Annotated in this window: 27 protein-coding genes; 15 read left to right on the top strand and 12 right to left on the bottom strand. The window is 68.7% G+C overall.

Annotation, left to right across the window (positions count from 1 at the left end; translation table 11 throughout):
• The first annotated feature begins 102 nt into the window (after positions 1–102).
• Positions 103–582, top strand: a complete 480-nt coding sequence (locus ACHWVH_RS03475) for an Lrp/AsnC ligand binding domain-containing protein (protein WP_017908762.1) — start codon at positions 103–105, stop codon at positions 580–582.
• Positions 583–606: 24 nt separating this feature from the next.
• On the opposite strand, the gene ACHWVH_RS03470 is transcribed toward ACHWVH_RS03475, so the two are convergent.
• Complete coding sequence (locus ACHWVH_RS03470; protein WP_017914941.1) at positions 607–987, bottom strand: host attachment protein; 381 nt, start codon at positions 985–987, stop codon at positions 607–609.
• A gap of 122 nt (positions 988–1109) precedes the next feature.
• A complete protein-coding gene (locus ACHWVH_RS03465; protein ID WP_150411044.1) occupies positions 1110–1556 on the bottom strand; it encodes a hypothetical protein in 447 nt (148 codons plus the stop codon).
• 138 nt (positions 1557–1694) lie between these two features.
• On the opposite strand from ACHWVH_RS03465, the gene msrB reads away from it, so the two are divergent.
• The 6 genes from msrB (at position 1695) to ACHWVH_RS03435 (ending at position 5680) form a co-directional block, all read left to right on the top strand.
• The gene (msrB, locus tag ACHWVH_RS03460; RefSeq protein ID WP_017912901.1) at positions 1695–2159 is read left to right on the top strand and encodes a peptide-methionine (R)-S-oxide reductase MsrB; all 465 of its coding nucleotides are present in this window, start codon (positions 1695–1697) and stop codon (positions 2157–2159) included.
• 104 nt (positions 2160–2263) lie between these two features.
• On the top strand, positions 2264–2584 hold the full coding sequence (locus ACHWVH_RS03455) for a hypothetical protein (RefSeq protein ID WP_295969736.1): 321 nt from the start codon (positions 2264–2266) through the stop codon (positions 2582–2584).
• A gap of 114 nt (positions 2585–2698) precedes the next feature.
• On the top strand, positions 2699–3553 hold the full coding sequence (gene motA, locus ACHWVH_RS03450; RefSeq protein ID WP_017908926.1) for a flagellar motor stator protein MotA: 855 nt from the start codon (positions 2699–2701) through the stop codon (positions 3551–3553).
• A gap of 7 nt (positions 3554–3560) precedes the next feature.
• Entirely contained in the window at positions 3561–4739 is a 1179-nt protein-coding gene (motB, locus tag ACHWVH_RS03445; protein ID WP_295935442.1) for a flagellar motor protein MotB, read from the top strand.
• Positions 4740–4850: 111 nt separating this feature from the next.
• Positions 4851–5387, top strand: a complete 537-nt coding sequence (locus tag ACHWVH_RS03440) for a hypothetical protein (protein ID WP_394686680.1) — start codon at positions 4851–4853, stop codon at positions 5385–5387.
• A gap of 8 nt (positions 5388–5395) precedes the next feature.
• The gene (locus tag ACHWVH_RS03435) at positions 5396–5680 is read left to right on the top strand and encodes a DUF4031 domain-containing protein (protein WP_017915239.1); all 285 of its coding nucleotides are present in this window, start codon (positions 5396–5398) and stop codon (positions 5678–5680) included.
• A gap of 19 nt (positions 5681–5699) precedes the next feature.
• Here ACHWVH_RS03435 and ACHWVH_RS03430 read toward each other — a convergent pair whose 3' ends face one another.
• Positions 5700–6245 (bottom strand): hypothetical protein, encoded by a 546-nt coding sequence (locus tag ACHWVH_RS03430; protein WP_267100592.1) that lies wholly within the window; start codon positions 6243–6245, stop codon positions 5700–5702.
• Positions 6246–6394: 149 nt separating this feature from the next.
• On the opposite strand from ACHWVH_RS03430, the gene ACHWVH_RS03425 reads away from it, so the two are divergent.
• Positions 6395–6637 (top strand): DUF3297 family protein, encoded by a 243-nt coding sequence (locus ACHWVH_RS03425; RefSeq protein ID WP_010343635.1) that lies wholly within the window; start codon positions 6395–6397, stop codon positions 6635–6637.
• 79 nt (positions 6638–6716) lie between these two features.
• Here ACHWVH_RS03425 and ACHWVH_RS03420 read toward each other — a convergent pair whose 3' ends face one another.
• From ACHWVH_RS03420 to ACHWVH_RS03410, 3 genes are all read right to left on the bottom strand, one after another.
• Positions 6717–7478, bottom strand: a complete 762-nt coding sequence (locus tag ACHWVH_RS03420; protein ID WP_017907655.1) for an ABC transporter permease — start codon at positions 7476–7478, stop codon at positions 6717–6719.
• On the bottom strand, positions 7475–8422 hold the full coding sequence (locus tag ACHWVH_RS03415; RefSeq protein ID WP_267124095.1) for an ABC transporter ATP-binding protein: 948 nt from the start codon (positions 8420–8422) through the stop codon (positions 7475–7477). The genes ACHWVH_RS03420 and ACHWVH_RS03415 overlap by 4 nt, the downstream gene beginning before the upstream one ends.
• 171 nt (positions 8423–8593) lie before the next feature.
• The gene (locus ACHWVH_RS03410; RefSeq protein WP_267124094.1) at positions 8594–9523 is read right to left on the bottom strand and encodes a DMT family transporter; all 930 of its coding nucleotides are present in this window, start codon (positions 9521–9523) and stop codon (positions 8594–8596) included.
• Positions 9524–9634: 111 nt separating this feature from the next.
• On the opposite strand from ACHWVH_RS03410, the gene ACHWVH_RS03405 reads away from it, so the two are divergent.
• Positions 9635–10114, top strand: coding sequence for an Lrp/AsnC family transcriptional regulator (locus tag ACHWVH_RS03405; RefSeq protein WP_320744670.1), 480 nt, complete (start codon positions 9635–9637; stop codon positions 10112–10114).
• A 196-nt stretch (positions 10115–10310) separates the two neighbouring features.
• Here ACHWVH_RS03405 and ACHWVH_RS03400 read toward each other — a convergent pair whose 3' ends face one another.
• Both ACHWVH_RS03400 and ACHWVH_RS03395 read right to left on the bottom strand, forming a co-directional pair.
• On the bottom strand, positions 10311–11948 hold the full coding sequence (locus tag ACHWVH_RS03400) for a Na+/H+ antiporter (RefSeq protein ID WP_017907651.1): 1638 nt from the start codon (positions 11946–11948) through the stop codon (positions 10311–10313).
• Positions 11949–12368: 420 nt separating this feature from the next.
• On the bottom strand, positions 12369–12842 hold the full coding sequence (locus ACHWVH_RS03395; protein ID WP_267124091.1) for a hypothetical protein: 474 nt from the start codon (positions 12840–12842) through the stop codon (positions 12369–12371).
• Positions 12843–13286: 444 nt separating this feature from the next.
• Between ACHWVH_RS03395 and ACHWVH_RS03390 the strand changes: the two genes are divergently transcribed.
• From ACHWVH_RS03390 to ACHWVH_RS03380, 3 genes are all read left to right on the top strand, one after another.
• Entirely contained in the window at positions 13287–13955 is a 669-nt protein-coding gene (locus tag ACHWVH_RS03390; RefSeq protein WP_017914793.1) for a class I SAM-dependent methyltransferase, read from the top strand.
• Between the two features lie 248 nt (positions 13956–14203).
• Entirely contained in the window at positions 14204–14821 is a 618-nt protein-coding gene (locus tag ACHWVH_RS03385) for a pentapeptide repeat-containing protein (protein ID WP_267085660.1), read from the top strand.
• Positions 14822–15075: 254 nt separating this feature from the next.
• Positions 15076–15666 (top strand): fasciclin domain-containing protein, encoded by a 591-nt coding sequence (locus ACHWVH_RS03380; RefSeq protein WP_017911977.1) that lies wholly within the window; start codon positions 15076–15078, stop codon positions 15664–15666.
• A gap of 123 nt (positions 15667–15789) precedes the next feature.
• On the opposite strand, the gene ACHWVH_RS03375 is transcribed toward ACHWVH_RS03380, so the two are convergent.
• From ACHWVH_RS03375 to ACHWVH_RS03365, 3 genes are all read right to left on the bottom strand, one after another.
• Positions 15790–17232, bottom strand: coding sequence for a UdgX family uracil-DNA binding protein (locus ACHWVH_RS03375; RefSeq protein WP_267100587.1), 1443 nt, complete (start codon positions 17230–17232; stop codon positions 15790–15792).
• A gap of 419 nt (positions 17233–17651) precedes the next feature.
• Complete coding sequence (locus ACHWVH_RS03370) at positions 17652–18896, bottom strand: putative DNA modification/repair radical SAM protein (protein ID WP_017914786.1); 1245 nt, start codon at positions 18894–18896, stop codon at positions 17652–17654.
• A gap of 94 nt (positions 18897–18990) precedes the next feature.
• Positions 18991–19797: a class III extradiol ring-cleavage dioxygenase gene (locus ACHWVH_RS03365; RefSeq protein ID WP_148828025.1), complete on the bottom strand. Its 807-nt coding sequence runs from the start codon at positions 19795–19797 to the stop codon at positions 18991–18993.
• A gap of 138 nt (positions 19798–19935) precedes the next feature.
• On the opposite strand from ACHWVH_RS03365, the gene ACHWVH_RS03360 reads away from it, so the two are divergent.
• Complete coding sequence (locus tag ACHWVH_RS03360) at positions 19936–20841, top strand: LysR family transcriptional regulator (protein ID WP_017909607.1); 906 nt, start codon at positions 19936–19938, stop codon at positions 20839–20841.
• Positions 20842–20948: 107 nt separating this feature from the next.
• Entirely contained in the window at positions 20949–21518 is a 570-nt protein-coding gene (locus ACHWVH_RS03355; RefSeq protein WP_043091462.1) for a flavodoxin family protein, read from the top strand.
• A gap of 199 nt (positions 21519–21717) precedes the next feature.
• Here the strand turns inward: ACHWVH_RS03355 and ACHWVH_RS03350 are convergent, their stop codons facing one another.
• Positions 21718–22629 (bottom strand): LysR substrate-binding domain-containing protein, encoded by a 912-nt coding sequence (locus tag ACHWVH_RS03350; RefSeq protein ID WP_394686679.1) that lies wholly within the window; start codon positions 22627–22629, stop codon positions 21718–21720.
• A 144-nt stretch (positions 22630–22773) separates the two neighbouring features.
• Here ACHWVH_RS03350 and ACHWVH_RS03345 point away from each other — a divergent pair, with 144 nt between their 5' ends.
• Positions 22774–23841 (top strand): aldo/keto reductase, encoded by a 1068-nt coding sequence (locus tag ACHWVH_RS03345; RefSeq protein WP_295935199.1) that lies wholly within the window; start codon positions 22774–22776, stop codon positions 23839–23841.
• The last annotated feature ends 12 nt before the right edge of the window (positions 23842–23853 follow it).

The following is a 23853-nucleotide window of genomic DNA, read 5'->3' as shown; positions in this document are numbered from 1 at the left end:
ATGGCGCCAGGGCAGAAGTTCGGTGCAGTATAGGCAGCAGAACCCAGGATTTTCCCCTGACTTCTGCCGACTCGGCAGGCCAAACCCCTGAGACCGCCACGCATGGCCGCACGGCTTCGCGAACTGGACAAGATCGACCGCAAGATCCTGCGCATCCTGCAGCAGGAAGGGCGCATCTCCTTCACCGAACTGGGCGAGCGGGTGGGCCTGTCCACCACCCCGTGCACCGAGCGGGTGCGCCGGCTGGAACGCGACGGCGCCATCACCGGCTATTACGCGCGGCTGGACCCGCACTACCTCAAGGCCAGCCTGCTGGTGTTCGTGGAGATCAGCCTGGCCTACAAGTCCGGCGACATCTTCGAGGAGTTCCGCCGCGCCGCGCTGAAGCTGCCCAACGTGCTCGAGTGCCACCTGGTCTCGGGCGACTTCGACTACCTGCTCAAGGCCCGCATCAGCGAGATGGCGTCCTACCGCAAGCTGCTGGGCAGCACCCTGCTGACCCTGCCGCACGTGCGCGAGTCCAAGAGCTACATCGTGATGGAGGAAGTGAAGGAAACGCTCAGCCTGCCGATCGCCGACTGAGCGCTTCGCGCGGATGCATGCGGGTCAGGAGACCAGCAGCTTCTCGAGGTCGTCGCGCGAGGAATTGGCGTGATTCTTGGCTAGTTCGGCCACCACCCGCTTCTGGACCTCCTTGTGCAGCAGCGGCCGCAACTGGCCCAGCGTGTGCGGGTCGGCGACCAGCATCAGGTGCTCGACATCGCCGCGCAACGCGTCCTGGTACAGGCGCTCGGCGATCTGACGCACGAACCCGGCTTCATCCATGGTCATCGGCCGGTCGCCGTCCTCCACGCCCTCGATCGGCGTCGGGTTCAGCACTTCGGTCTGCTCCAGCAGCGCGGTCTCGCCGGCCAGGTTGACCCGAAACAGGCGCGCGCTGGTGCGGTCGGCGACGACGATCAGGGTGTTGTCGGGAAGCTTGCTCATCGGTTCTCCTGCGAAAACGTGGCGCCGCGGCAGTCGCGGCCGGTTCGCCAGTCTAGGAACCGATTTGTGAGGATGGCGGCCACGCGGCGTTCGCCGCGCGTTCGCCGCCGGGGCGCAGGCGCTCAGTCCTGGATGCGGACCCCGTCGCCGCTGGGCACGGTGTCGTAGTAACGGCCGGTGCGGGTATCCAGCGCGCGGTTCGGCCCCACCTGCATCGCCCCCGGCACCAGCTGGCCGCGGCGGTCGTAGAGGCGGACCGGGCGGCGTGCGGACGGGTCGGCGAGCGCGGCGGCCGGTACCGCCGGACTGGCCGGACGCGTGTGCCGGGCCTTTCCTTGCGGCCGGTCGTCCAGGCTGGAGGGCACCGGCGCGGCCTTGGGGGCGGTCGTCGAGGCCGGCGGACGCTCGTCGAGGCGGCTGGCCACCGAGGGCGCCGGCGGCGGCGCGGACTGCAGGGTGTTGGCGTCGCGATTGCCGGCCGGTGCGCCGGGGACTGGCTGGAGACTCTGCGCGGCGGCGAGTGCCGGCACGAGCAGGGCGATGGCAACGCAGGGCAGCAGGCGCTTCACGGTGGCTCCATCGACGGGCCGCAAGAGAGCGTTCCACGCTAGCGCATCGCCGACTCGGCGTCGACGCGGCGCGGCGCGCTTGATCCACCCCGTACAGCCCTCATGTTGTTTTCCCCTCCTCCAGCCACGGGCCCCGCCATGAGCCGATTCGACCTCACGCCTCCTACCGCTGCCGAGCGCGAGCAGTTGATCGGCGGACTGAACGCGGAGGAACGCCGGGTGCTGCTGCAGCACGGCACCGAAGCGCCGTTCTGCGGCGTGTTCCTGGACAACAAGCTGGAGGGCGTCTACACCTGCCGGATGTGCGGGCTGCCGCTGTTCCGCTCCAGCGCCAAGTTCGATTCCGGCACCGGCTGGCCGAGCTTCTTCGCGCCCTACCACCCCGACCACGTGCGCGAGATACGCGACACCAGCCACGGCATGATCCGCACCGAGATCGTCTGCGCCCGCTGCGACAGCCATCTCGGCCATGTGTTTCCGGACGGCCCGCCGCCGAGCGGCGAGCGCCACTGCCTGAATTCGGTGTCGCTGCAGTTCACCGAACAGGGCCAGGCGCTGCCCAACCCGCTGCACCGCGGCGGCGGCGAGACCGAACCGGCCTGATTCCGGCGCAGCCGCGCCGCCACAGGGAGACCACCGGCATGCGTACCTCGTCGCTTCCCCTTTTGTTCCTCCTGGCCGCCTGCCAGCGCAGCCCCACCCCGCCCATGCAGGCCGCCCCCGCGGCGGCGGTCTCACCGGCCGCCGCGCCCGGCCTGCAGGCCGATGCCCTGCCCATGCAGTGGCGCTGCGGCGAGGAACTGGTGCAGGCGGCCGCCGATCCGGCGCGCGAGCGCCTGGCCCTGCAGGTGCGCGGCACCCGCCTGGACATGCAGCGCACCGATGCCGGCGGCGCCACCGGCGCGCGCTACACCGACGCCCTGGGCAATACCTTCCGGCAGTCGCAGCCGGACCAGGCCACACTGACCCTGGCCGGCCTGGGCGAGACCCTCAAATGCGTCCGCCACGACAGCGGCATGACCGGCTGAAGACCGGCGCTGGCGCGGCCGCCGCCAAAAACCCGGCACAGTTCACACCTTCAGAATGGCGCGGCGGGGCCGACATCTAGAGCGTCCCCGCTTCGGCCCGCAGGCTGCCCCGCCATGCTCATCATCGTTGGCTTCATCGTCGTCATCATCAGCGTGGTCGGCGGCTACGTGCTGTCGCACGGCAAACTCGGCGCGCTGTGGCAGCCCTACGAGCTGATGATCATCGGTGGCGCGGCGCTGGGCGCGTTCCTGGTCAGCACCCCGGGCAAGATCGTCAAGGCGACGCTCTCCGGCGTGCTGGGCGTGTTCAAGGGCCCGCAGTACAAGGCCGACGACTACCGCAGCACCCTCACCCTGATCTACGAACTGCTGAACAAGGCGCGCCGCGACGGCTTCATGGCCCTGGAAGACCACGTCGAGCGCCCGGCCGACAGCGCGATCTTCGGCAACTACCCGAAGGTGCTGGCCGACCACCACCTGCTCGACTTCATCACCGACTGCCTGCGCCTGATGATCGGCAGCAACATCGAGCCGCACGAACTGGAACCGCTGCTGGAGCTGGAGCTGGAGAAGCACCACCACGAGGCGATGGCGCCGGCGCATGCGCTGAGCAAGGTGTCCGACGGCCTGCCCGGCTTCGGCATCGTCGCCGCGGTGCTGGGCATCGTCATCACCATGGGCTCGATCGGCGGTCCGATCGAGGAGATCGGCCACCACGTCGGCGCGGCGCTGGTCGGCACCTTCCTCGGCATCCTGCTGGCCTACGGCTTCGTCGCGCCGCTGTCGGCGGCGATGGAAGCGCGCGCCGAGCAGGACAGCCGCATCTTCGAATCGGTGAAGACCGCGCTGCTGGCCTGCCTGCGCGGCTACAACCCGAAGATCGCCCTCGAATTCGCGCGCAAGACCCTGCCGACCGACGTGCGGCCGAGCTTCGCCGACTTCGAATCGCATCTGAAGACGATCAAGTAACGCGGTCATGGCCGAGACCAAATCCACCGTCGTCATCCGCCGGGTCAAGAAGGTCCAGGGCGGCGGCCACCACGGCGGCGCGTGGAAGGTGGCCTATGCCGACTTCGTGACCGCGATGATGGCGTTCTTCCTGGTGCTGTGGCTGGTGGCGGCCACCACCAAGGAACAGCGCGCGGCGATCGCCGAATACTTCCGCAATCCCAGCCCGCTGGCCGGCAAGAGCCCGGCGCCGAGTCCCGGCATGGCCGGCCCCGGCGGCGCCAGCACCTCGATGATCAAGCTCGGCGGTGCCGGCGAGATGCAGCGCGGCAACAACAAGGATCCGTTCGGCAGCAAGAGCCTGAAGGGCGACGACAACAGCAAGAGCAGTCAGCGCGAGAAGGAAAAGGAGCGCCTGGAAACGCTGATGCAGGAGCTGAAGGAAGCCATCGACAAGAGCCAGGCGCTGGAACCGTTCAAAGACCAACTGCTGCTGGACCTGACCCCGGACGGCCTGCGCATCCAGATCGTGGACAAGGAGAACCGGCCGATGTTCGACATCGGCAGCGCGGTGCTCAAGCCCTACACGCGCGGCATCCTCCACGAGCTGTCCGGCTTCATCAACCAGGTGCCCAACCACATCAGCATCACCGGCCACACCGACGTCACCCAGTACAGCGGCAAGAACGGCTACAGCAACTGGGAACTGAGCGCGGACCGCGCCAATGCCGCGCGCCGCGAACTGGTCGCCGGCGGCATGGGCGAGGACAAGGTCTCGCGCGTGGTCGGGTTATCCTCCTCGGTGCTGTTCGACAAGCAGGTGCCGAACAATCCGATCAACCGCCGCATCAGCATCGTGGTGATGACCAAGGATGCCGAGGACGCCGCCACCGCCGACGGCGACCACAGCGTCGCCCTGGGCACGGTGCAGCCCGACGCCGACACCAAGGTGCCGGACCTGAGCGACGCGGCGGCCGCCGGCAAGGGCGCGCCCGCGGCGGCGCCTGCCGCCAGCAACGGCGCTGCCCCGACGGCCGCGGCCGCGACCTCCGGCAAGGCCTCGGTGCAGATCGCCGAGCCGCGCACGACCTCGCCGGAGGCCGCGGCCGCGGCCGCGCGCGATGCCTTGCGCAGCATCAACGGCAGCGCACCGGTGGCGAGCACCGCCGCCCCCGGCGGGACCCCGGCAGCGACCAACACGCGCTGACCGCGCCGCCACCGCGCGCGCGGGCGACGACCGCGCCGCACCGCACCGGCCCGGCGGGACCGCACACGGCGCGGCGCTTACAATGGCCGCCACTTCGCCAACGAGACCGCCGTGTCCAAGCAATCCAAAGCCAAGCGCGACAAGCGCAAGAAGCAGCAGTCGCCGCGCCCCTTCGCCCGCCTGGGCCGCGAGCAGCCCATCGCCAACCACGCCGTGCTGCAGAACGAGAGCGGCCGCGTGCTGGCCGCGATCGGCCTGCAGGGTCGCCAGTGGTTGCTGTCGGTCGGTGGCCAGACCATGGGCAATGCCGACAATCCGGTGCCGATGCTGGCGATGCTCAAGCACCTGGCCAACCTGCAGGAGCAGGAAGGCAACACCATCACCCTGGACTACTCCACGCAGCTGCAGCAGATGATCGACGCGCTGGCGGCCGAGGCCGGCCAGACCCCGGCCGAGTACCTGGACGCGCTGGTTGCCGAGTTCGCGGCGGGCGACGGCACGGCAGAGGATGCGGACGAGGACGAGACTGACGCGGATGCGGATGCGGACGCCGAGAAGAAGACGAGCGATGCCGACCCGGTGAAGGCCGACAGCAGCGCGGCGACCGACGCCGTGGCGGATGCCGACGGCACGCACAAGCCGGCCTGACCTGGCGCGTGGCGGTCTACATCGACGATGCGGTGCATCCCTGGCGCGGCCAGCGCTGGGGCCACCTGCTCGCCGACACGCTGGACGAACTGCACGCCATGGCGGCGCGGCTGGGCATCCCCCGCCGCGCCTTCCAGAACAAGCTCAGCGGCGCGCACTACGACGTGCCCGCCGCCCTGCGCGACGACGCGATCCGTCTGGGCGCGGTGCCGGTCTCGCGACACAGCGACCGCGAGCTGCTGAAAGCATTGATCCGCAATGCACGTGCGCAGGCGCGCGGCGAGGCGCCGTGAACGGTGGCGCCACGTCCGCCTAGAACGGATCGCTGCCCGGGCGCAGTTCGATGTCCAGCAGCGCCGCCAGGCGCCGCATGTCCTCGTCGTCGCGGCTGAGCGCCATCCACCCGGCGTACGCATCGCCCTCGGTGTCCCAGCACCAGAGGGTGTAGCCGTGTTCGCGCAGGCGGTCGTAGGCCACGTTCAGCAGCGCCGGCACGTCATGACTGTCGAGGAAGTCCTCGTCGTCCACGTCGCCGCCCCAATCGATGCGCAGGTTCCAGCGCGTCGCCAGTTCGTCGATCGCGCCGATCAGCGACTCGGTGTCCTTCCAGTCCACGTAGAAGCCGGCACTCCAGTCGATGGCATCCTTCAGCGTCCACAACCAGCCGTCGTTCTCTTCGCCCTCGTGCTCGGCGCGCGCTTCGCGGAACGCGTTGAACTGACGCAGCGCACTTTCCTCGTCGCCGGGATTGATCAGCAGCAGCAGGTTCCAGATCAGCCCTTGCTGGGTGTCCGGATCGTCGTCGAGCTCGTCGTGCAGATCGTCGGGATCGTCGTAATCGGTGCTGTTGTCGGGCATGGCGTGAGCCGGCGGATGGAAGGGAAGGTGCAAGTGTGCCGTGCCCGCCGCGGCGACGGAAGCGCACGGAACTCGGCAACGGCGCCGCAGGCGTTTATCCTTCGCAGCCCGGAAGACGGCGCTGTCCGCCGCCACGCGAAGCCACCACGATGTCCGACACGCCCCCCGACCGCCTGGCGGTCAGCCCGCAGAGCCCCTTCCACGATGCCGAGACGCTGTCGCGCGGCGTCGGCATCCGCTTCAACGGCGTGGAGCGCGACAACGTCGAGGAGTACTCGATCAGCGAAGGCTGGATCCGCGTCCAGGTCGGCAAGGCGCGCGACCGCCGCGGCAACCCGATGACCATGAAGGTCAAGGGCACGGTCGAAGCCTTCTGGCTCGACGCCAAGTAATCGCGACCGCCGGCAGGCGCCGCGCCTGCCGGCATGTTGCTGCGACGCACGGCCGCACGCCGCGGCCCCCGCTGCCGCCTCAGGGCTTGAGCCGATAGCCGCTGCGGAAGATCGCCCATACCACGCCCAGGCACAGCGCCAGGAACGCCAGGGTCATGCCCAGGCTGACCGCGATGTGCACGTCGGCCTTGCCGTAGAACGCCCAGCGGAAGCCGCTGACCAGGTACACCACCGGGTTGAACAGGCTGATCTTCTGCCACAGCGGCGGCAGCATGTTGATCGAGTAGAAACTGCCGCCGAGGAAGGTCAGCGGCGTGATCACCATCAGCGGGATCACCTGCAGCTTCTCGAAGCCGTCGGCCCACACGCCGATGATGAAGCCGAACAGGCTGAAGGTCAGCGCGGTCAGCACCAGGAAGCCGAACATCCACAGCGGATGCGCGATCTCGTACGGCACGAAGGCGCGTGCGGTGAGCAGGATCAGCAGGCCCAGCAGCACCGACTTGCTGGCCGCCGCGCCGACGTAGCCGATCACCACCTCCCACCACGCCACCGGCGCCGACAGCACCTCGTAGATGGTGCCGGCCCAGCGCGGCATGTAGATGCCGAAGGAGGCGTTGGAGATGCTTTCGCTGAGCAGCGACAGCATCACCAGCCCGGGGATGATGTAGGCGCCATAGCTGATACCGTCGATGGCGCCCATGCGCGAACCGATCGCCGCGCCGAACACCACGAAGTACAGCGAGGTCGACAGCACCGGCGAGGCGATGGACTGGGTCAGCGTGCGGAAGGTGCGCGCCATCTCGAAGCGGTAGATCGCGGCGATCGCGTGCAGGTTCATGCGCGCACCTCCGCAGTGGCCGATGCCGGCCGCACCAGGTTGACGAAGATCTCCTCCAGCGAACTCTCGCTGGACTGCAGATCCTTGATCTCCACGCCCTGCGCCTCCAGTTGCCGCAGCAGCGGGCCGATGCCGGTCTGCGCGGCCTGCGCGTCGTAGGTGTAGGTCAGTGTCGTGCCGTCGGCGGACAGCTCCAATGGCTGCGCCGCCAGCGCCGGCGGCAACGCGTGCAGCGGTGCCTGCAGGGTCAGCGCCAGTTGCTTCTTGCCGAGCTTGCGCATCAGCGTGCGCTTGTCCTCCACCAGCACCAGTTCGCCGCGATTGACCACGCCCACGCGGTCGGCCATGTCCTCGGCTTCCTCGATGTAGTGCGTGGTCAGGATGATGGTGGTGCCCTGCTCGCGCAGGCGCCGCACCATCTGCCACATGTCGTGGCGCAGCTCCACGTCGACCCCGGCGGTGGGTTCGTCCAGGAACAGGATGGACGGCTCGTGCGCCAGCGCCTTGGCGATCAGCACGCGCCGCTTCATGCCGCCGGACAGGGTGGAGATGCGGCTGTCGCGCTTGTCCCACAGCGACAGCTCGCGCAGCACCCGCTCCAGATGGGCGTCGTCGCGCGGCTTGCCGAACAGGCCGCGGCTGAAGCGCACCGTCGCCCACACCGTCTCGAACGCATCGGTGGCCAGTTCCTGCGGCACCAGGCCGATCTTGCCGCGCGCGGCGCGGTAGTCGCGCACGATGTCGTGGCCATCGGCCAGCACCCGGCCGCTGCTGGGATTGACCAGCCCGCAGATGATGCTGATCAGCGTGGTCTTGCCGGCACCGTTGGGACCGAGCAGGGCGAAGATCTCGCCGCGATGGATCTCCAAGTCGATGCCCTTCAGTGCCTGGAAACCCCCGGCGTAGGTCTTGGTCAGGTGTTGTACGGAAATGATCGGCGACACGGGAACTCCCTGGGCGCGCGGCGGCTGCGGAAACGGCCCCCAGGGTAGAAGCCGGCTCGTGATGGATAAATCCCGATCCGGCGGAAGCACTCTCCCGCGTGCGGGACAGTACGTCGGCCAGTGCCTGCACACGCAGGGCAACGTGACCGTCTTGGCCGTGGCGACGCCTGGTTAGCCTTGTCCGGTGTCGACGTCGACGACGGCCGGTCGCGCAGGGCGCGGCCACGGCAGCACGCGCCAGCCGAAGTTGACCCCGGCCGCCGCCAGCAGGATCAGCAGCGCCCCGAGTACCTGCGTCCACGCCAGCGACTGCCCGAAGGCGATGCGATCGACCGCGATCGCCACCACCGGATAGATGAACGACAGCGCCCCGATCATCGCGGTGGGCAGCGCCTGAATGGCGCCGTACAGCAGCACGTACATCACCCCGGTGTTGACCACGCCGAGCACGACCAGGTCCAGCCACTGGCCGGGACGGGCAGGTAAGGCATCGAAATGCACGAACGGCGCCAGCAACACGATGCCGATGCCCAGTTGCAGCAGCGCGAGCAGATGCGGCGGCGTGCCTTTCAGGTGCTTGGTGACGATCGACGACACCGCGTACAGAAACGCGGCACCGAGCGCCAGGGCGACGCCCTGCAGGTACTCGCCCGGCACCGCGAGCACCGCAGGCGCGATGCGCACCACGCCCACCAGGCCGACGAACGCCACCGCCAGCCACCCCACGGTCGAGGCGCTGATGCGCTCGCGGAACACGAGCGCGCCGAGCCCGACCAGCATGAACGGCTGCGTGTTGTAGACGGCGGTGGCCATCGAAATCGACGCGCGGCCGTAGGCGGCGAACAGCAGCAGCCAGTTGCCCACGATCGCGATCCCGCCGAGCAGCACCAGCGCCAGCATCCGCGGCGAGAACGCCTTGCGCCGCAACAGGCCCAGCGCCGCGCAGAGCACGAGCAGGGTGGCGGCGCCGAACAGGCAGCGGAAGAACACCACATTGACCGGCGACTGCCGCGACGACACCACCAGCCAGCCGATCGTGCCGGACATGAGCATGGCCACGACCATCTCGGCCGCACCACGGCGAATCTCGTTCGAGGCCATCCCGGTTCCTTTCAATGCTGCGAACAGCCGTCATTGTAGAAACCGAAATTCCGCGAATATATGCTTAAACTTAGGCGAATTACGGAATTCACCTAAAAAAGGAAGGCCGCTATGCAAACCCGCCTTTCCCCTCCCGCCATCGCCCCACTCGACGCGATCGACCGCGCCATCCTGGCTGCATTGGCGCAAGACGCGCGCATGGCGACCAGCGAACTGGCCCGGCAGATCGGCCTGTCGGCCCCGGCAACCGCCGACCGCGTGCGCCGGCTGCAGCACCAGGGCGTGATCGCCGGATTCACGGTCGAGCTCGATCCGCGCGCGCTGGGCTACACCTTGCAGGCGATCGTGCGGGTCAAACCGCTGCCGGGGCAGTTGCACCTGGTGGAGGAACTGCTGCAGCGCATCCCGGAATTCGTCGAGTGCGACAAGGTGACCGGCGAGGACTGCTTCATCTGCCGGCTGTACCTGCGCAACATCGCGCACCTGGACAGCATCCTGGCAAAAGTCTCCGATCGCGCCGAAACCAACTCCGCCATCGTGAAGTCGACCCCGGTGCCGCGACGGCTGCCGCCGCTGGCCGAGGACGCCTAGCGCGATGCGCTAGCCACGCGGCTTGCAACAGACCACACAGCGCCAGGGGCGCAGGCCGGCGTGCGCCCCTGGCGGGTAGAAAGCGACGAGCAGTGAACCGGCGCGCGCCGAAAGTGGCATCGCGGCGAGCCCAAAACGACGCCAGGAAGCCGCTTTCACGAATCCCCATTCCCGACTCCCCATTCCCGGCCGTCGATCAACTCTTGCGCCGCGCCTCCAGCAGATCCAGGTTGCGGATCAGCCGCCGGGCGATCTCGTCGGAGATCTTGCGCTGGCGGGTCAGCTTGAACAGTTCCTGGCGTTCGGCCTGCAGGCCGGCGTGCCGCAGCTGGCGCAGCACCGCGTCCAGGCGCCGCGCCTCCTCCGGATCGCTCTCCATCGCCTCGCCATGGTCGAGATGGCGCTGGTACAGCGCGCTGACCCGGTTGGCGGCCTCGTTGTAGAGATCGGCGTGCTCGCTGTCCTGCACCAGCCGCTGGCGCAGCTTCTCCACCGCCGCCAGCGCCGCGCGCGAGGACTCGCGGCGGGCCAGGTCTTCCTCCAGGCGATCGGTCGGCTCTTCCGGCAACTCCAGGCCGCGCAGCAACCGCGGCAGGCCGATGCTGGCGACCAGCAGCGAGGTGACGATCACCGCGCTGGCCAGGAAGATCGCCAGGTCGCGCGCCGGGAACGCGGCGCCGCCGGGCAGGGCCAGCGGCAGGGTCAGCACGCCGGCCAGGGTGATCGCGCCGCGCACGCCGGCCAGCGAGGTCGCCACCACGATCCGCCACGGCGGGCTCTGCCGGTCCTCGCCGCGACGGCGCGCCTTGAGCAGGGTCCAGCGCAGCGACAGCCACACCCACAGGAAGCGCAGCAGCAGCAGGCCGACGTAGATCGCCAGCGCATAGGCGGGCAGCCACCACGGGTCCAGGTGGCCGGCTTCGTCCATGTTGTGCATGGCGCCCTGCACGATGCCCGGCAACTGCTCGCCGAGCAGCACGAACATGATGCCGTTGAGGGTGAACTGCACCATGTCCCACACCGCCGAGCGCTGCACGCGCATGCTGCCCGGCGCGCGGCCGCTCAGCTCCACGTAGCTCATGGCGATGCCGGCGGCGACCGCGGCGAGGATGCCCGAGGCGTTGATCGCCTCGGCCAGCAGGTAGGCGGCGAACGGCAGCAGCAGGTTGACCAGGATCGCCGCGCCCGGCTCCTCGCCGACCTGGCGCCACACCCAGCGCTGCGCCAGGCTGGTGCCGACCACCACCGCAATGCCGGCGGCCACGCCGACCAGCGCCACCCACAGGAAGGTCAGCGAGGCATCGGCCAGCGAGAACGTGCCGGTGATCGCCGCGGCCACCGCGAACTGGAAGCAGACCAGGCCGGAGGCGTCGTTGAGCAGCGACTCGCCTTCCAGGATGTGCATCAGCCGCTTGGGGATCGGCGCGCGCGCGGCGATCGAGGACACCGCGATCGGATCGGTCGGCGACACCACCGCGGCCAGCGCGAACGCCACCGCCAGCGGCATGGTCGGGATCATCCAGTGGATCAGGAAACCGGCGCCGATCACGGTGAACACCACCAGGCCCAGCGCCAGTTCCAGGATCACGCCCTTGTCGCGGAACAGGCCCTGCTTGGGGATGCGCCAGCCGTCCAGGAACAGCAGCGGCGGCAGGAACAGCAGGAAGAACAGCTCCGGCTCCAGCGCATAACCCTTCTTGAACACGCCGGCGATGATCGCGCCCAGGCCGATCTGCACCAGCGGCAACGGCAGCGAAAACGGCAGTACGCGCACCAGGTAGCCGCTGGCCACCACGGCCAGCAACATCGCCAAGACCACTTCGATCGAATGCATGCTCGTCCGGACGGCGGCGCCACGCCGGCGGCGCCGCCCATGAATGGGGGAGCCTGCAAGCAAAGCGCACCGCGGCGGCGATGTCCAGTGGTGCGGCGCAGCCGGACGCTGATGTCGCAATGTTGCAGCCCGGACGGGTGGCCGCCACCTGGCGCGCCAGGTAAGCAGCGCTCGCCCCAGACCAAGCAGCGTCCATCCCGTCCGGATATGGACGCCCCCGGTGTGTCACCGACCGATGGTGGCCGCACGGCCGCATTGTCTCGCTGGCTGCATCGCGCCCAGCGGCGCACGATCCGTCCATGTTCCCTGACGCAACACAGGTGCGGAACGACGGCACATCGCTCCCTGCGTCCGCAAAATGCGCGCACGCACGCATCGTGCCGAAAACGTGCGCAGCGAGCAGGCGCAGAACCGGATCGACTACGGCTTGTAGGGTTCGAATGCCTTGCCTTTCCCCGTGCCAGTACTGATGGTCCATATTTGCGTGCAGTACGCACGATTGATATAGATGTAGTCGCTACGTGGGTCCACGCCTTCATCGATACTCGCGTCGTAGCCGTTTTGCTTGGTAAGAAACAGGGCGATTCCCTGCTTGCCTCTGTCCCCCTTGATGGGCGTGACCAGCACGGCAGCCCCTTTTTCTTCCCAGGCATCGGGCAAGTCCATCTCAAAGCACAGCCAGCGATCGCCCGGCGTCGCCTTCAGGCCCAGCACCCGCGCCACCGGGTTACTGTTGTCGGCAAGTTGCGCCGGCGAAAGGCGTGTGACATAGCACGCTTTCGGCTTTCCTTCCGACTGATCCTGCGCGCTTTCGATGAACTCCCATCCCTTGCTGCCGCCCAGTCGCTTCACCTTGCTCAGAATCGACATTGGGCCGTAGTGGTAGTACTTCATGTCATCCTCTCTCTACATGTGATCGTGCGGTTGATTTGGCATGTCCTTGCATCCCGGTCGACGGCAGATGCCGATCGCGTTGCACTGGCGAAACCAGCGGCTTCCAGTTGATCGACTAGGACCGGATCGCGGTTGGCGAAGGCCACGCACCCACAGAATCGACCGTCGCCAAGGGAAGGGATGCCGGGCAAAACCTGATTTGTGGCCAATACCCACCCTATTGATCCCTTCCGGCGTAGGGGAGCGCGCTGCCAGTCAGTGTGAACGGCGACGGCTCGCGACGGCCCTGCCGGGCATGAGCGTGCGTCGCCTACAGGATGCTCCGGCAGCACTTGGCGCACTCGCCGGCATGACATATGCAAAATGGCGGCGTCCGGGGCAGCGCTGGAGCTACTATCCGACTGCAGCGCCGGTGACGGACCGGCGCATTCGGCCGGAGACCGCATGCTCACCATCCAGGAACTCAACCGCTTCATCGACGAACACGCGGCCGAAGGCAGCATTCCGCGGATCTGGGACCTGATCGGCGACCACTTCGTCCAAGCCCAGGCCGGCCTGCCGGCCGAGCACGCGATGGAGCGACGCGAGCTGTCCTTCCACGACCATGTGCGGCTGCTGGGTTATCTGTGCCTGCTGCTGGAGGGCGTGCCGGGCGATCTGGTGGAGATCGGGGTGTGGAAGGGCAAGTCGCTGGTGCTGATGAACGAGGTGTCTGGCCGCCAGCGCCGGGTGATCGGCATGGATCCGTTCGCGCTGCCGAATCAGTTCGAGGAATTCAACCACTATCGGCAGCAGTTGCTGCCCAATGCGCGCTTCATCCGCGGCTATTCCGAATTCTGCGCCGAACATTTCTACGCCATGGAGCCGAAGGTGGCGCTGTTGCACATCGACGGCGGCCACACCGGGCGCAACGTGTTGCTGGATTTCCTGCTGTACGGGCCGAGCGTGGTCTCCGGCGGGTTCGTGGTGTTCGACGACTACGGCGACTGGGAATACTCGCCGGAGGTCGGTCCCGCGGTGGACCTGCTGCGCGCCGCCGGCTACTTCGGCGACTTCCATGTGCTCGGCTGCGCCCACGGCTTCGAGAACAGCTATGTGCTGCAGCGCCGCTGAGCCGGCGCGCCTTGGCCCTCCAGCGCGTGCCGGCAGCGCAAAGCGACGTTCCGAGAACGGCATCGCCGGGATGATCCCGGCCAACCAACAGGACAAACATTTCCGACACACCGATCATCGGTCCTGGACCCTGAGCCCGACAGCCACTCAGGGTGCGGACGTCGCGGCGCGTCCGAAGCTGCAGCCGCGCTCAACCATAACGGCATGGCAGATAGCATGCCGCCAATTCATCGCCGAGGCGGCCACCCATGAAAAACACAACCGCCAAATGGCGAAACCATGAATATCTGGCGAGCATCATCGACAGCATCGATTCGATCGCGGCTGGACGACCGATCATTCGCGACGCTGATCTTTCCGGCATCAGCATCGGCCCATCTGCCATCCTGGAGCAGTTAAAAGCCGCAAATCTCTTCGAATCGAGGATCAGCAACACCGACCTGTCTTACTCGAAAATATCGGGAAGTGCGAACGATAGTTCCTTCATGAATGTCAGCTTCGAAAGTGCCAGCTTGAACGGAGCCCTTTTGTGCAGATCGGAAATAAAAAACTGCAACTTTTCAAAAAGCAAGCTTGTGATCAACATGGATGATGCGATCTGCGAAAAAACCGATTTCGTCAAAGCCAGATTTTCCGGTGGATCTTGCGGAGTGGAGTACGGCGGCCGCCGGGTAAAATTCATAGACTGCGATTTTACCGGCGCTGTCTTTGACAGAGTCGAATTCAGAGCATCGACATTCATCAACTGCATCTTTGCCGATGCGAAATTCAAGAAATGCGACTTGCGTGGCGCCAGGTTTGAGGCTGGCGTTCTGCCATTGGCAGCCCAATTCGAGGATATGGACATCCCTTCTCAGTGTCGGTGATCTCATCGATGCAGGCCGACAATGACGCACTACCTGCACTCGGGTAGACCATTCGCCGCAGCGCTGCCCGACCTTAGAGCTGCACCACCGTGCGACAGGGCACTCGCCTGAACCGCCCTGGATGCGAGCGGCGGTACCCGCCAACTCTTCTGTTCAGCATTATCTGGACGGCGTGATGCAACCGCGGCGGCGCAGGCCGCGTAAAGACAGGTGCACGGCCGACTGGCCGCGCATCCCTTTCAAGGAGCAAGCCCATGAAGATCCACTTGCTGTCCCTGGCCCTCGCCGGCCTCGTCTCCCTGCCCGCCATGGCCGCCCCCAGCCAGGCCGCGATGCACGACCACGCCGCGATGAGCGAAGCCAAGCCGAATCCGATGGTCGGCGGCGCGCCGATGTACGCCACCAAGGACATCATCGACAACGCGGTCAACTCCAAGGATCACACCACCCTGGTCGCCGCGGTCAAGGCCGCCGGCCTGGTGGACACGCTGAAGGGCGCCGGCCCGTTCACCGTGTTCGCACCGACCAATGCCGCCTTCGCCGCGTTGCCGGCCGGCACGGTCGACACGCTGCTCAAGCCGGAGAACAAGGAAAAGCTGACCCAGGTGCTGACCTACCACGTGGTCCCCGGCAAGCTCGATGCGGCGGCACTGCTGGCGCAGATCAAGGCCGGCGGCGGCAGCGCCAAGCTGACCACCGTGCAGGGCGAAACGCTGATCGCCAAGACCCGCGGCGGCAAGGTCACGCTCACCGACAGCAAGGGCAACACGGCGCACGTCACCACCGCCGACGTGATGCAGAGCAATGGCGTGATCCACGTGGTGGACAAGGTTTTGATGCCGTAAGCACGCGTCGGGGGGTGCATTGGCATCGCGGGGGCGGCTACGGCCGTCCCCGTTTTGCACGTCCATGCAGCCAACGGCGATCGCGCGCCACGCCGACAATGCCCGGACCACGCGCACGTACCGTCAGTCGCCAGCACCGCCTGCGTGCGGCATCGGCACCTGCGCTGCCAGCACACGCAAGTCATCCACAAAGCCTTGGTAGGCGGCCACGCCCGCCTCGCCGCCGCGCTGGCGCAGCACCCACGACGGATGCACGGTGGCCAGGGCGCGGGTGCCGTCGTCCAGCGCCTGCCATTGCCCACGTTGGGCCATCAGCTTGAAGCCGCTTCCCAGCACCGCGCGCGCCGCGGTCGCGCCCAGGCACAGCACGATGCGCGGACGCACCCGCGCCAGTTCGCCGGCCAGCCACATCCGGCAGGCCTCGACATGGGCGCGCTCGGGATTGCGATGCAGCCGCGCCTTGCCGCGCTGCTCGAAACGAAAATGCTTGACCGCGTTGGTGACGTACAGGCCTGCGCGTTCGACGCCCAGCTCCTGCAACGCGCGGTCGAACAAGCGCCCGGCCGGGCCGACGAAGGGACGCCCGCTCAGGTCCTCCTCGTCGCCAGGCTGCTCGCCCACCACCATCACCGCGGCATCCTGCGGACCTTCGCCGAACACGGTCTGGGTGGCCGGCTGCCACAGCGGACAGCGGCGGCAGTCGCGCGCCGCCGCGCGCAGCGCGTCGAGGCTGTCGTCGGCGGCCACCACCGGCGCCGGTGCCGGCGCGGGAATGCGCCGCCGCACCGGCTCGGGCGCGCGCTCGGCCATCTCGCGCACGCGCTGCCCGGCGTCGCGGATCAGCGTGGGCAGCAGTTGCGCTTCCGGCAGGTGCTTCCAGTATTTCTGCGGCATCTCCTGGCGCATCATCGTCGGATTGAGCCGCGCCGGGTTGAAGATGTTGGCGTAGTAGGTGCGCCACAGCGTGTCCTGCGCATCGTCGGCCGGCGCATCGGCGCGCTGGGCGCCGGCGCCGAACTGCAGCGTCTCGCCGTCCCAGCGCACGCTGCGGTACGGAGTGAGGATCGCCCAGCGCATCCCGGCGAAGCGCCGCGCGAAGAACGGCGCCACCCGATCGACGATGTGATGTTCCGGCTCGAACCAGGCGATGTAGGCCTCCTGCTCGCCCGGCACCTCGCGGAAGCGCACGAACGCCTTCATCTTGTGGCTGTCGCGGCGCACCGCCTGCGCCCATTGCTGGGCGCGGTGCACGTCGGCATCGGTGACCCGCTGCAGCAGCGCGCGCTCGCCGCCGGCGATGCGCCACAGCAGGCGGTACAGCAGCGCGTGCCGCTGCGGATCGCGATGGCACAGCACCGCACCGGCCAGCGCCAGGAACTCGGCCGATACCCGCGGCGGCGGCACCTGCGCCGGCAACATCGCGACGTCGGTCCCGACCAGCAGCCCACCCTGCGCATCGCCGTCCCAGGCCAGCGTCTCCGGCGCCACCTGCGCGCACCACGCCGCCCGCGCCACCGCCCGCCACGCCTCCAGGCTCCACGGCGGCGCCACCTCAGCCTGGAACATGCACCGCTCCACGCATCAGCTCACCGAAACGAATGCAGAACACAGCAACACAACCGCCAACACAGCATCCGCAACCATCGCCGCGCGTGCAGATGTTGCTGTTGCTGTTGCTGTTGCTGTTGCTGTTGCTCGTGATGTTGCTTTTAAAACTTCCCGCCTTAAAGCGAGCCGAGCACCGGAGTGGCGAGCGGCCGAAGAGGCGCCCTTGTTTGAGCGAAGCGAGTTTGGGCGCCGTGCCGCTCGCCGCGAGGAGCGCAGGGGACCGGTGCGGCCGTATCGCACCGGCTCGTGTCAGGCGGGAGCGGTTTTGGTGACTTTTGCCAAGACAAAAGTCACTCGCGCCCGTAGGCGCGAAAGCCTTTGCTGTTGCCGTTGCCGTTGCCGTTGCAGCAAGCATGGCAACACCCCACCCCACCGCGTCAATCAAACAAGCCCCCCTGCCGCGGTGCCGGCGCCAGTTGCGCACGCAGCCGCTGCGGATCGTCCAGCCGCTGCCGCGGATGGTGGTCCAGCACACTGACGAACGGCAGCAACTTCTTCAGCGGCACCCGCAGCCGCGCCAGATCCTCGACCCGCAGCCGCGCATGCCGCCGCGCCAGCAGCAAGCGCTCGACGTTGCGGGTGCCCAGCCCCGGCACGCGCAACAACAGTTCGCGCGCGGCGGTGTTGAGATCCACCGGGAATCGCTCCGGGTTGCGCAGCGCCCACGCCAGCTTGGGGTCCACGTCCAGATCGAGCATGCCGCTGGCCGCAGGCGGGGCGATCTCCTCCACCGAGAAATCGTAGAACCGCAGCAGCCAGTCGGCCTGGTACAGGCGGTGTTCGCGCTGCAGCGGCGGCGCCAGCAGCGGCAGCTTGGCCGAGGCGTCGGGAATCGGACTGAACGCGGAGTAATAGACCCGGCGCAGGCGATAGTTGCCGTAGAGATTGTGGCTGGTGTGCAGGATCGCGCGATCGTCCGCGCCGTCGGCGCCGACGATCATCTGCGTGCTCTGTCCGGCCGGGGCGAAACGCGGCGGCTTGGCGCGCACCCGCGCCTCGGCCTTGCGTGCTTCCTTGCTCTCCTCGATGCGCCAGCGCAACTCGCCCATCGCCGCGCGGATACCGCCGACGTTCTTCTCCGGCGCCAGTTGCGCCAGGCCGCGCTCGGTCGGCAGCTCCACGTTGATGCTGAGCCGGTCGGCGTAGCGGCCGGCGGCGGCGAGCAGCTCCGGCGCCGCGTCGGGAATGGTCTTGAGATGGATGTAGCCGGCGAAGCGGTGCTCCTCGCGCAGTTGCCGCGCCACTTCCACCAGTTGCTCCATGGTGTAGTCGCTGTTGCGGATGATGCCGCTGGAGAGGAACAGGCCTTCGATGTAGTTGCGCTTGTAGAAATCCAGGGTCAGCTTGACCACTTCGGCCGGGGTGAAGCGCGCGCGGCGCACGTTGCTGGACACGCGGTTGACGCAGTACGCGCAGTCGAAGACGCAGAAGTTGGTCAGCAGGATCTTCAGCAACGACACGCAGCGCCCGTCGGGCGTGTACGAATGGCAGATACCCATGCCCTCGGTGCTGCCGATGCCGCCGCTGCGCAGCGAATGGCGCTTGTCGGCGCCGCTGGAGGCGCAGGACGCGTCGTACTTGGCCGCGTCGGCGAGCACGGCGAGTTTTTCGAGGGTATTCACCGGCCGACGATGCCGGGTCCGCGTCTCAAACGGTGAGACGCGGATGCGCTGCGGCCTTCACCGCGATGAACCGCTCAGGTCGATCTCCTGGCGTTCAGGCCGCCACGCGCGCTGCGGCGCCGTCGAAGCGGTAGATGTCCATCGCCAGCAGGCCGGCGTCGATCCCCGCATCGATGCGCTGCGCGCCCAGCCCGTCCGCGCCGGCCGCACCCATCGCCACATAGATCGGCAGCCAGTGCTCGTCGGTGGGATGCGCGCGCTCGGCGAACGGCGCCTGCCGGCGGTAGTCGAGCATCGCCGGCACGTCGTCGCGGCGCAACGCCTGCTCGGTCCATTCGATGAACGGACGCACGTAGGGCACTTCCTTGCCCTCGGCGTAGCGGCCGAAGTCGTGCAGGTTGTGGGTGATGCTACCCGAGCCGATCACCAGCACGCCGTCCTCGCGCAGCGGCGCCAGTGCGCGGCCCAGCGCCAGGTGGTGCTCCGGCCCGAGTTCCGGCTGGATCGACAGCGGCACCACCGGGATGTCGGCCTGCGGGTACAGCAGCGACAGCGGCACCCACACACCGTGGTCCAGCCCGCGACGCTCGTCCAGCACCGGCGCCAGCCCGGCCTGCGCCAGCAGCTCGGCGACCTGCTGGGCCACGGCCGGCGCGCCCGGCGCCGGGTACTGCATCGCGTACAGCGCCTGCGGGAAGCCGCCGAAGTCGTGGATGGTCTGCGGCTGCGCCGCGGCGCCGACCAGCGGCCGCCGGCCCAGCCAGTGCGCCGAGGCCAGCACGATGGCGCGCGGCCGCGGCAGCGTCGCCGCCAGTTCGGCCAGCCGCGTGCCGACCAGGCCGGGCTGCAGCGCGGTCATCGGCGAACCGTGCGAGATGTACAGGGAAGGCAAACGCGCCATGGCAGGTCTCCACAGTGGGGGGCGGCACGGTGGCGCGCGCGGCCAGCGCCGGGCGTTCGTGCAGACGACCAGGGTATTTCCGCCATCTGCGGGAATAAATTACCCTGCCGCCGACGATCCATTTCAGGAACCGAAACAATGGACACGCTGGAGGCGATGCGGGTCTTTGTCGCCGTGGTCGACCGCAACGGCTTCAACGCCGCCGCCGACGCGCTGGGCATTTCCACCGCCAGCGTCACCCGCCAGGTGGCGTGGCTGGAACAGCGCCTGGGCTCGCGCCTGCTCAACCGCACCACCCGCCGGGTCAGCCCGAGCAGTGTCGGCGCGGCGTATTACCAGCGCTGCCAGTTGCTGCTGGCCGAGTTCGACGACATGGAGGCGGCGGTCGGCGAGCAGGCGCTGACGCCCTCCGGCACGCTGCGGATCAACGCACCGTTCAGTTTCAGCGTCGCCCGGCTGGGTCCGCGCCTGGCCGGCTACAGCGCGCGCTATCCGCAGGTCGCCCTCGATCTGTCGCTGTCCGACCGCCTGGTGGACATCGTCGAGGAAGGCTACGACCTGGCGATCCGCATCACCCGCCAGGTGGCGCCCACCTTGATCGCGCGCAAGCTCGGCGAAGTGCAGGCGTTCCTGTGCGCGTCGCCGGACTACCTGGCGCGTGCCGGCACCCCGCAGCTGGCCGCCGACCTCGCCGGCCATGCCTTCCTCAGTTACAGCTACGTGCAGGACGACCTGACCCTGCACGGCCCCGACGGGGCGACCCAGGTGCGGGTGGCCGGCACCCTGCGCGCCAATTGCGGCGACGTGCTGCGCGAGGCGGCCATCGCCGGCATGGGCGTCACCGTGCAACCGGACTTCATGGCCGAAGCGGCGCTGGAGGACGGCCGCCTGGTGCGGGTGCTGCCCGACCATGAGATCGGACCGATCGGCGTCTACGCGGTGTACGCCAGCCGCAGCCACCTGGCGCCGAAGGTGCGCAGCTTCATCGACTACCTGGTCGAAGTGGGCATCGATCGCACGATGCGCTCCCCGGCCGAGAGCTGAACCGCGGCGCGCGGACCGGACACAACATCCCGCCGATGGCGCTGATCGCGGCGGCCGCGCATGCGCACAATGCCCGCGCTTTTCCCCTCACCTTCAGGAGTCCGCGCATGAGCAAGATCGCGATCGTCTACTTCAGCGGCTACGGCCACACCGTCAAGCAGGCCGAGGCCGTGCACGCCGGCGCCGCCAGCGTCGGCGAAGCCACGCTGTACCGCATCGACCAGGACGGCAACCTGCCCGACGGCGCCTGGGAGGCCATCGGCCAGGCCGACGCCATCGTCTACGGCAGCCCGACCTACATGGGCGGCCCGGCCTGGCAGTTCAAGAAGTTCGCCGACGCCAGCTCCAAGCCGTGGTTCGCGCAGGCCTGGAAGGACAAGATCGCCGCCGGCTTCACCAACTCGGCCTCGGTCAACGGCGACAAGTTCGCCACCATCGAATACTTCTGGACCCTGGCCCAGCAGCACGGCCAGATATGGGTCGGCACCGGCCTGCTGCCGTCCAACACCAAGGCGCATGGCCCGGACGACGTGAACTGGACCGCCGGCTCCGGCGGCGCGCTGGCGATCTCGCCGTCCGACGCCTCGCCGGACGAGGCGCCGCGCAGCGGCGACCTGGAGACCGCGCGCCTGCTCGGCAAGCGCGTGGCCGAGTTCGCGGCCAAGCTCAAGGGCTGAGCCCGGCGGTGCCGCCCGCAAAGGGCGGCACCCTGCATCGCGATCGCAGCGGTCTCCGGGCGAGGCGATGCCCCTGCGGCGCCCGGCCTTGCCGGTCGGGCGCGTCTTCGAGGGGACAATGCCCTCGCGCTGCGGCGCTGCCGCGTGTTCTCTGCATCCCGATCTCGCCATGCGCCGGCCCTCGGCCAGCACCGTCGCGCTATGCCGGGCCACCCACCGCATGCGCCGCGCGCAGATGGTCGATGAACACGCGCAGCTTCGGCGGCAGGTGCTCGCGCGCCGGGTAGTAGATGTGCCAGCCGGCGAACGGCGCGTGCCAGTCGTCCAGCACCTGCTGCAAGCGGCCGGCGGCGACGTCTGCGGCCACCTGCCATTCGAACGCCTGGCCCAGGCCCAGCCCACGGCGCGCGGCGTCCAGGCCGACCGCGGTGTCGTTGACCACCAGGCGCCCGGCGACTTCGACCAGGAAATCGTGGCCGTCGCGGGTGAACTCCCAGGCCTGCAGGCGGCCGTCGGTGCGCCGCCAGCGGATGCAATCGTGTTCGGCCAGTTCGGCCGGCGTCTGCGGCGTCCCATGCGCGGCGAAGTAGGCCGGTGCGGCCACCACCGTCTGCCGCTGCGGCGGGCCCACTGGCACGGCGATCATGTCGCGCGCCAGGCTCTCGCCCAGGCGGATGCCGGCGTCGAAGCCGCCGGCGACGATGTCGGCCAGGGTCCGGTCCGAATACAACTCGACGCTGACTTCCGGATAGCGCGCCAGGAACGCCGGCAGGTGCGGACACACCAGTTGCTCGGCGGCCACCAGCGGCAGGTTGATGCGCAGCGTGCCGGCCGGGCGGTCGCGCAGGAAATCCAGGTCGGCGAAGGCCGCATCGATCTGCGCCAGGCCCGGCGCCACCCGCTGCAGGAAGCGCTCGCCATGCTCGCTCAGGCCGACCCGGCGGGTGGTGCGGTTGAGCAGGCGTGCGCCCAGCTGCGCCTCCAGCGCGCGCAGCGTCTGCGACAGCGCCGAGGGCGAGACGCCCAGCTCGGCGGCGGCGCGGGTGAAGCTGCCATGGTGGGCGACCCGGACGAAGGCGACGACGGCGGACAGCGGCGAGGGACGGTGCATGGCGGGCGGGCAGCAAGGGAGGACAGACGCGGCAGGCGCCGGTCATTGTGTAGCACAGCTTCAAAGCCCATGCGGATTACCAGGATTTATCCAGGGCGACGCGGCGCCTACAGTGCCCCGCACCCTCACCTGGAGATCGCCGCGATGGCCCTCGACCATTACCGCCTGCTCGGCCGTTCCGGCCTGCGCGTCAGCCCGCTGTGCCTGGGCACCATGACCTTCGGCGCCGACTGGGGCTGGGGCGCGGACGAAGCCGAGGCACGCCGCCTGTTCGACCTGTATGTCGATGCCGGCGGCAACTTCCTCGATACCGCCAACATCTACACCAACGGCAGCGCCGAGACCCTGCTCGGCCGCTTCGTCACCGGCCGCCGCGACCGCCTGGTGATCGCCAGCAAGTTCGCGCTCAATCCCTTCCCCGGCGACCCCAACGGCGGCGGCAACCACCGCAAGGCGCTGCTGCGCTCGGTCGACGCCAGCCTGGCGCGGCTGGGCACCGATTATCTGGACCTGCTGTACCTGCATGCCTGGGACGGCACCACCGGCATCGACGAGATCATGCGCGGTTTCGACGACCTGGTGCGCGCCGGCAAGATCCTCTACGCCGGCATCTCCGACACCCCCGCCTGGCAGGTGGCGCGCATGCAGACCCTGGCCGACCTGCGCGGCTGGACGCCGTTCGTCGCCCTGCAGATCGAGTACTCGCTGGCGCAGCGCACGGTCGAGCGCGAACTGGTGCCGATGGCCGAGGCGCTGGGCATGTCGGTGCTGGCCTGGTCGCCGCTGGCGATGGGCGTGCTGACCGGCAAGTACGGCGCCGCCGATCTGGCACGGGTGCGCGCGGCCGCCTCCGGCGGCGCGCAGGTCGATGGCGTGGGCCGCGCCGAGGTCGCGCATTCGCAACGCACCTTCAACGAACACGCGCTGGCGGTCGCCGAGACGGTGGTGGCGCTGGCCGCCGAGCTGCAGCGCTCGCCGGCGCAGGTGGCGCTGGCCTGGCTGCTGGCGCGCGGGGCGATGCCGATCGTCGGCGCGCGCAGCGTGGCGCAATTGCAGGACAATCTGGGCGCACTCACCCTGCACCTGGATGCCGAGGCGCTGCAGCGGCTGGATGCCGCCAGCGCGATCGAACTGGGCTTCCCGCACGACTTCCTGGCCTCGCCCAACCCGCAGGCGCTGCTGAGCGGCGGCACCCGCATCCAGCCGCGCTGAGCGCGGCGTCCT

It is taken from the genome of uncultured Xanthomonas sp., from assembly GCF_964278005.1.
In the GTDB taxonomy this organism is placed as follows: domain Bacteria; phylum Pseudomonadota; class Gammaproteobacteria; order Xanthomonadales; family Xanthomonadaceae; genus Xanthomonas_A; species Xanthomonas_A sontii.
The sequence above is the reverse complement of the archived record's forward strand: the minus strand, read 5'-3'. Positions and strand labels throughout refer to the sequence as shown.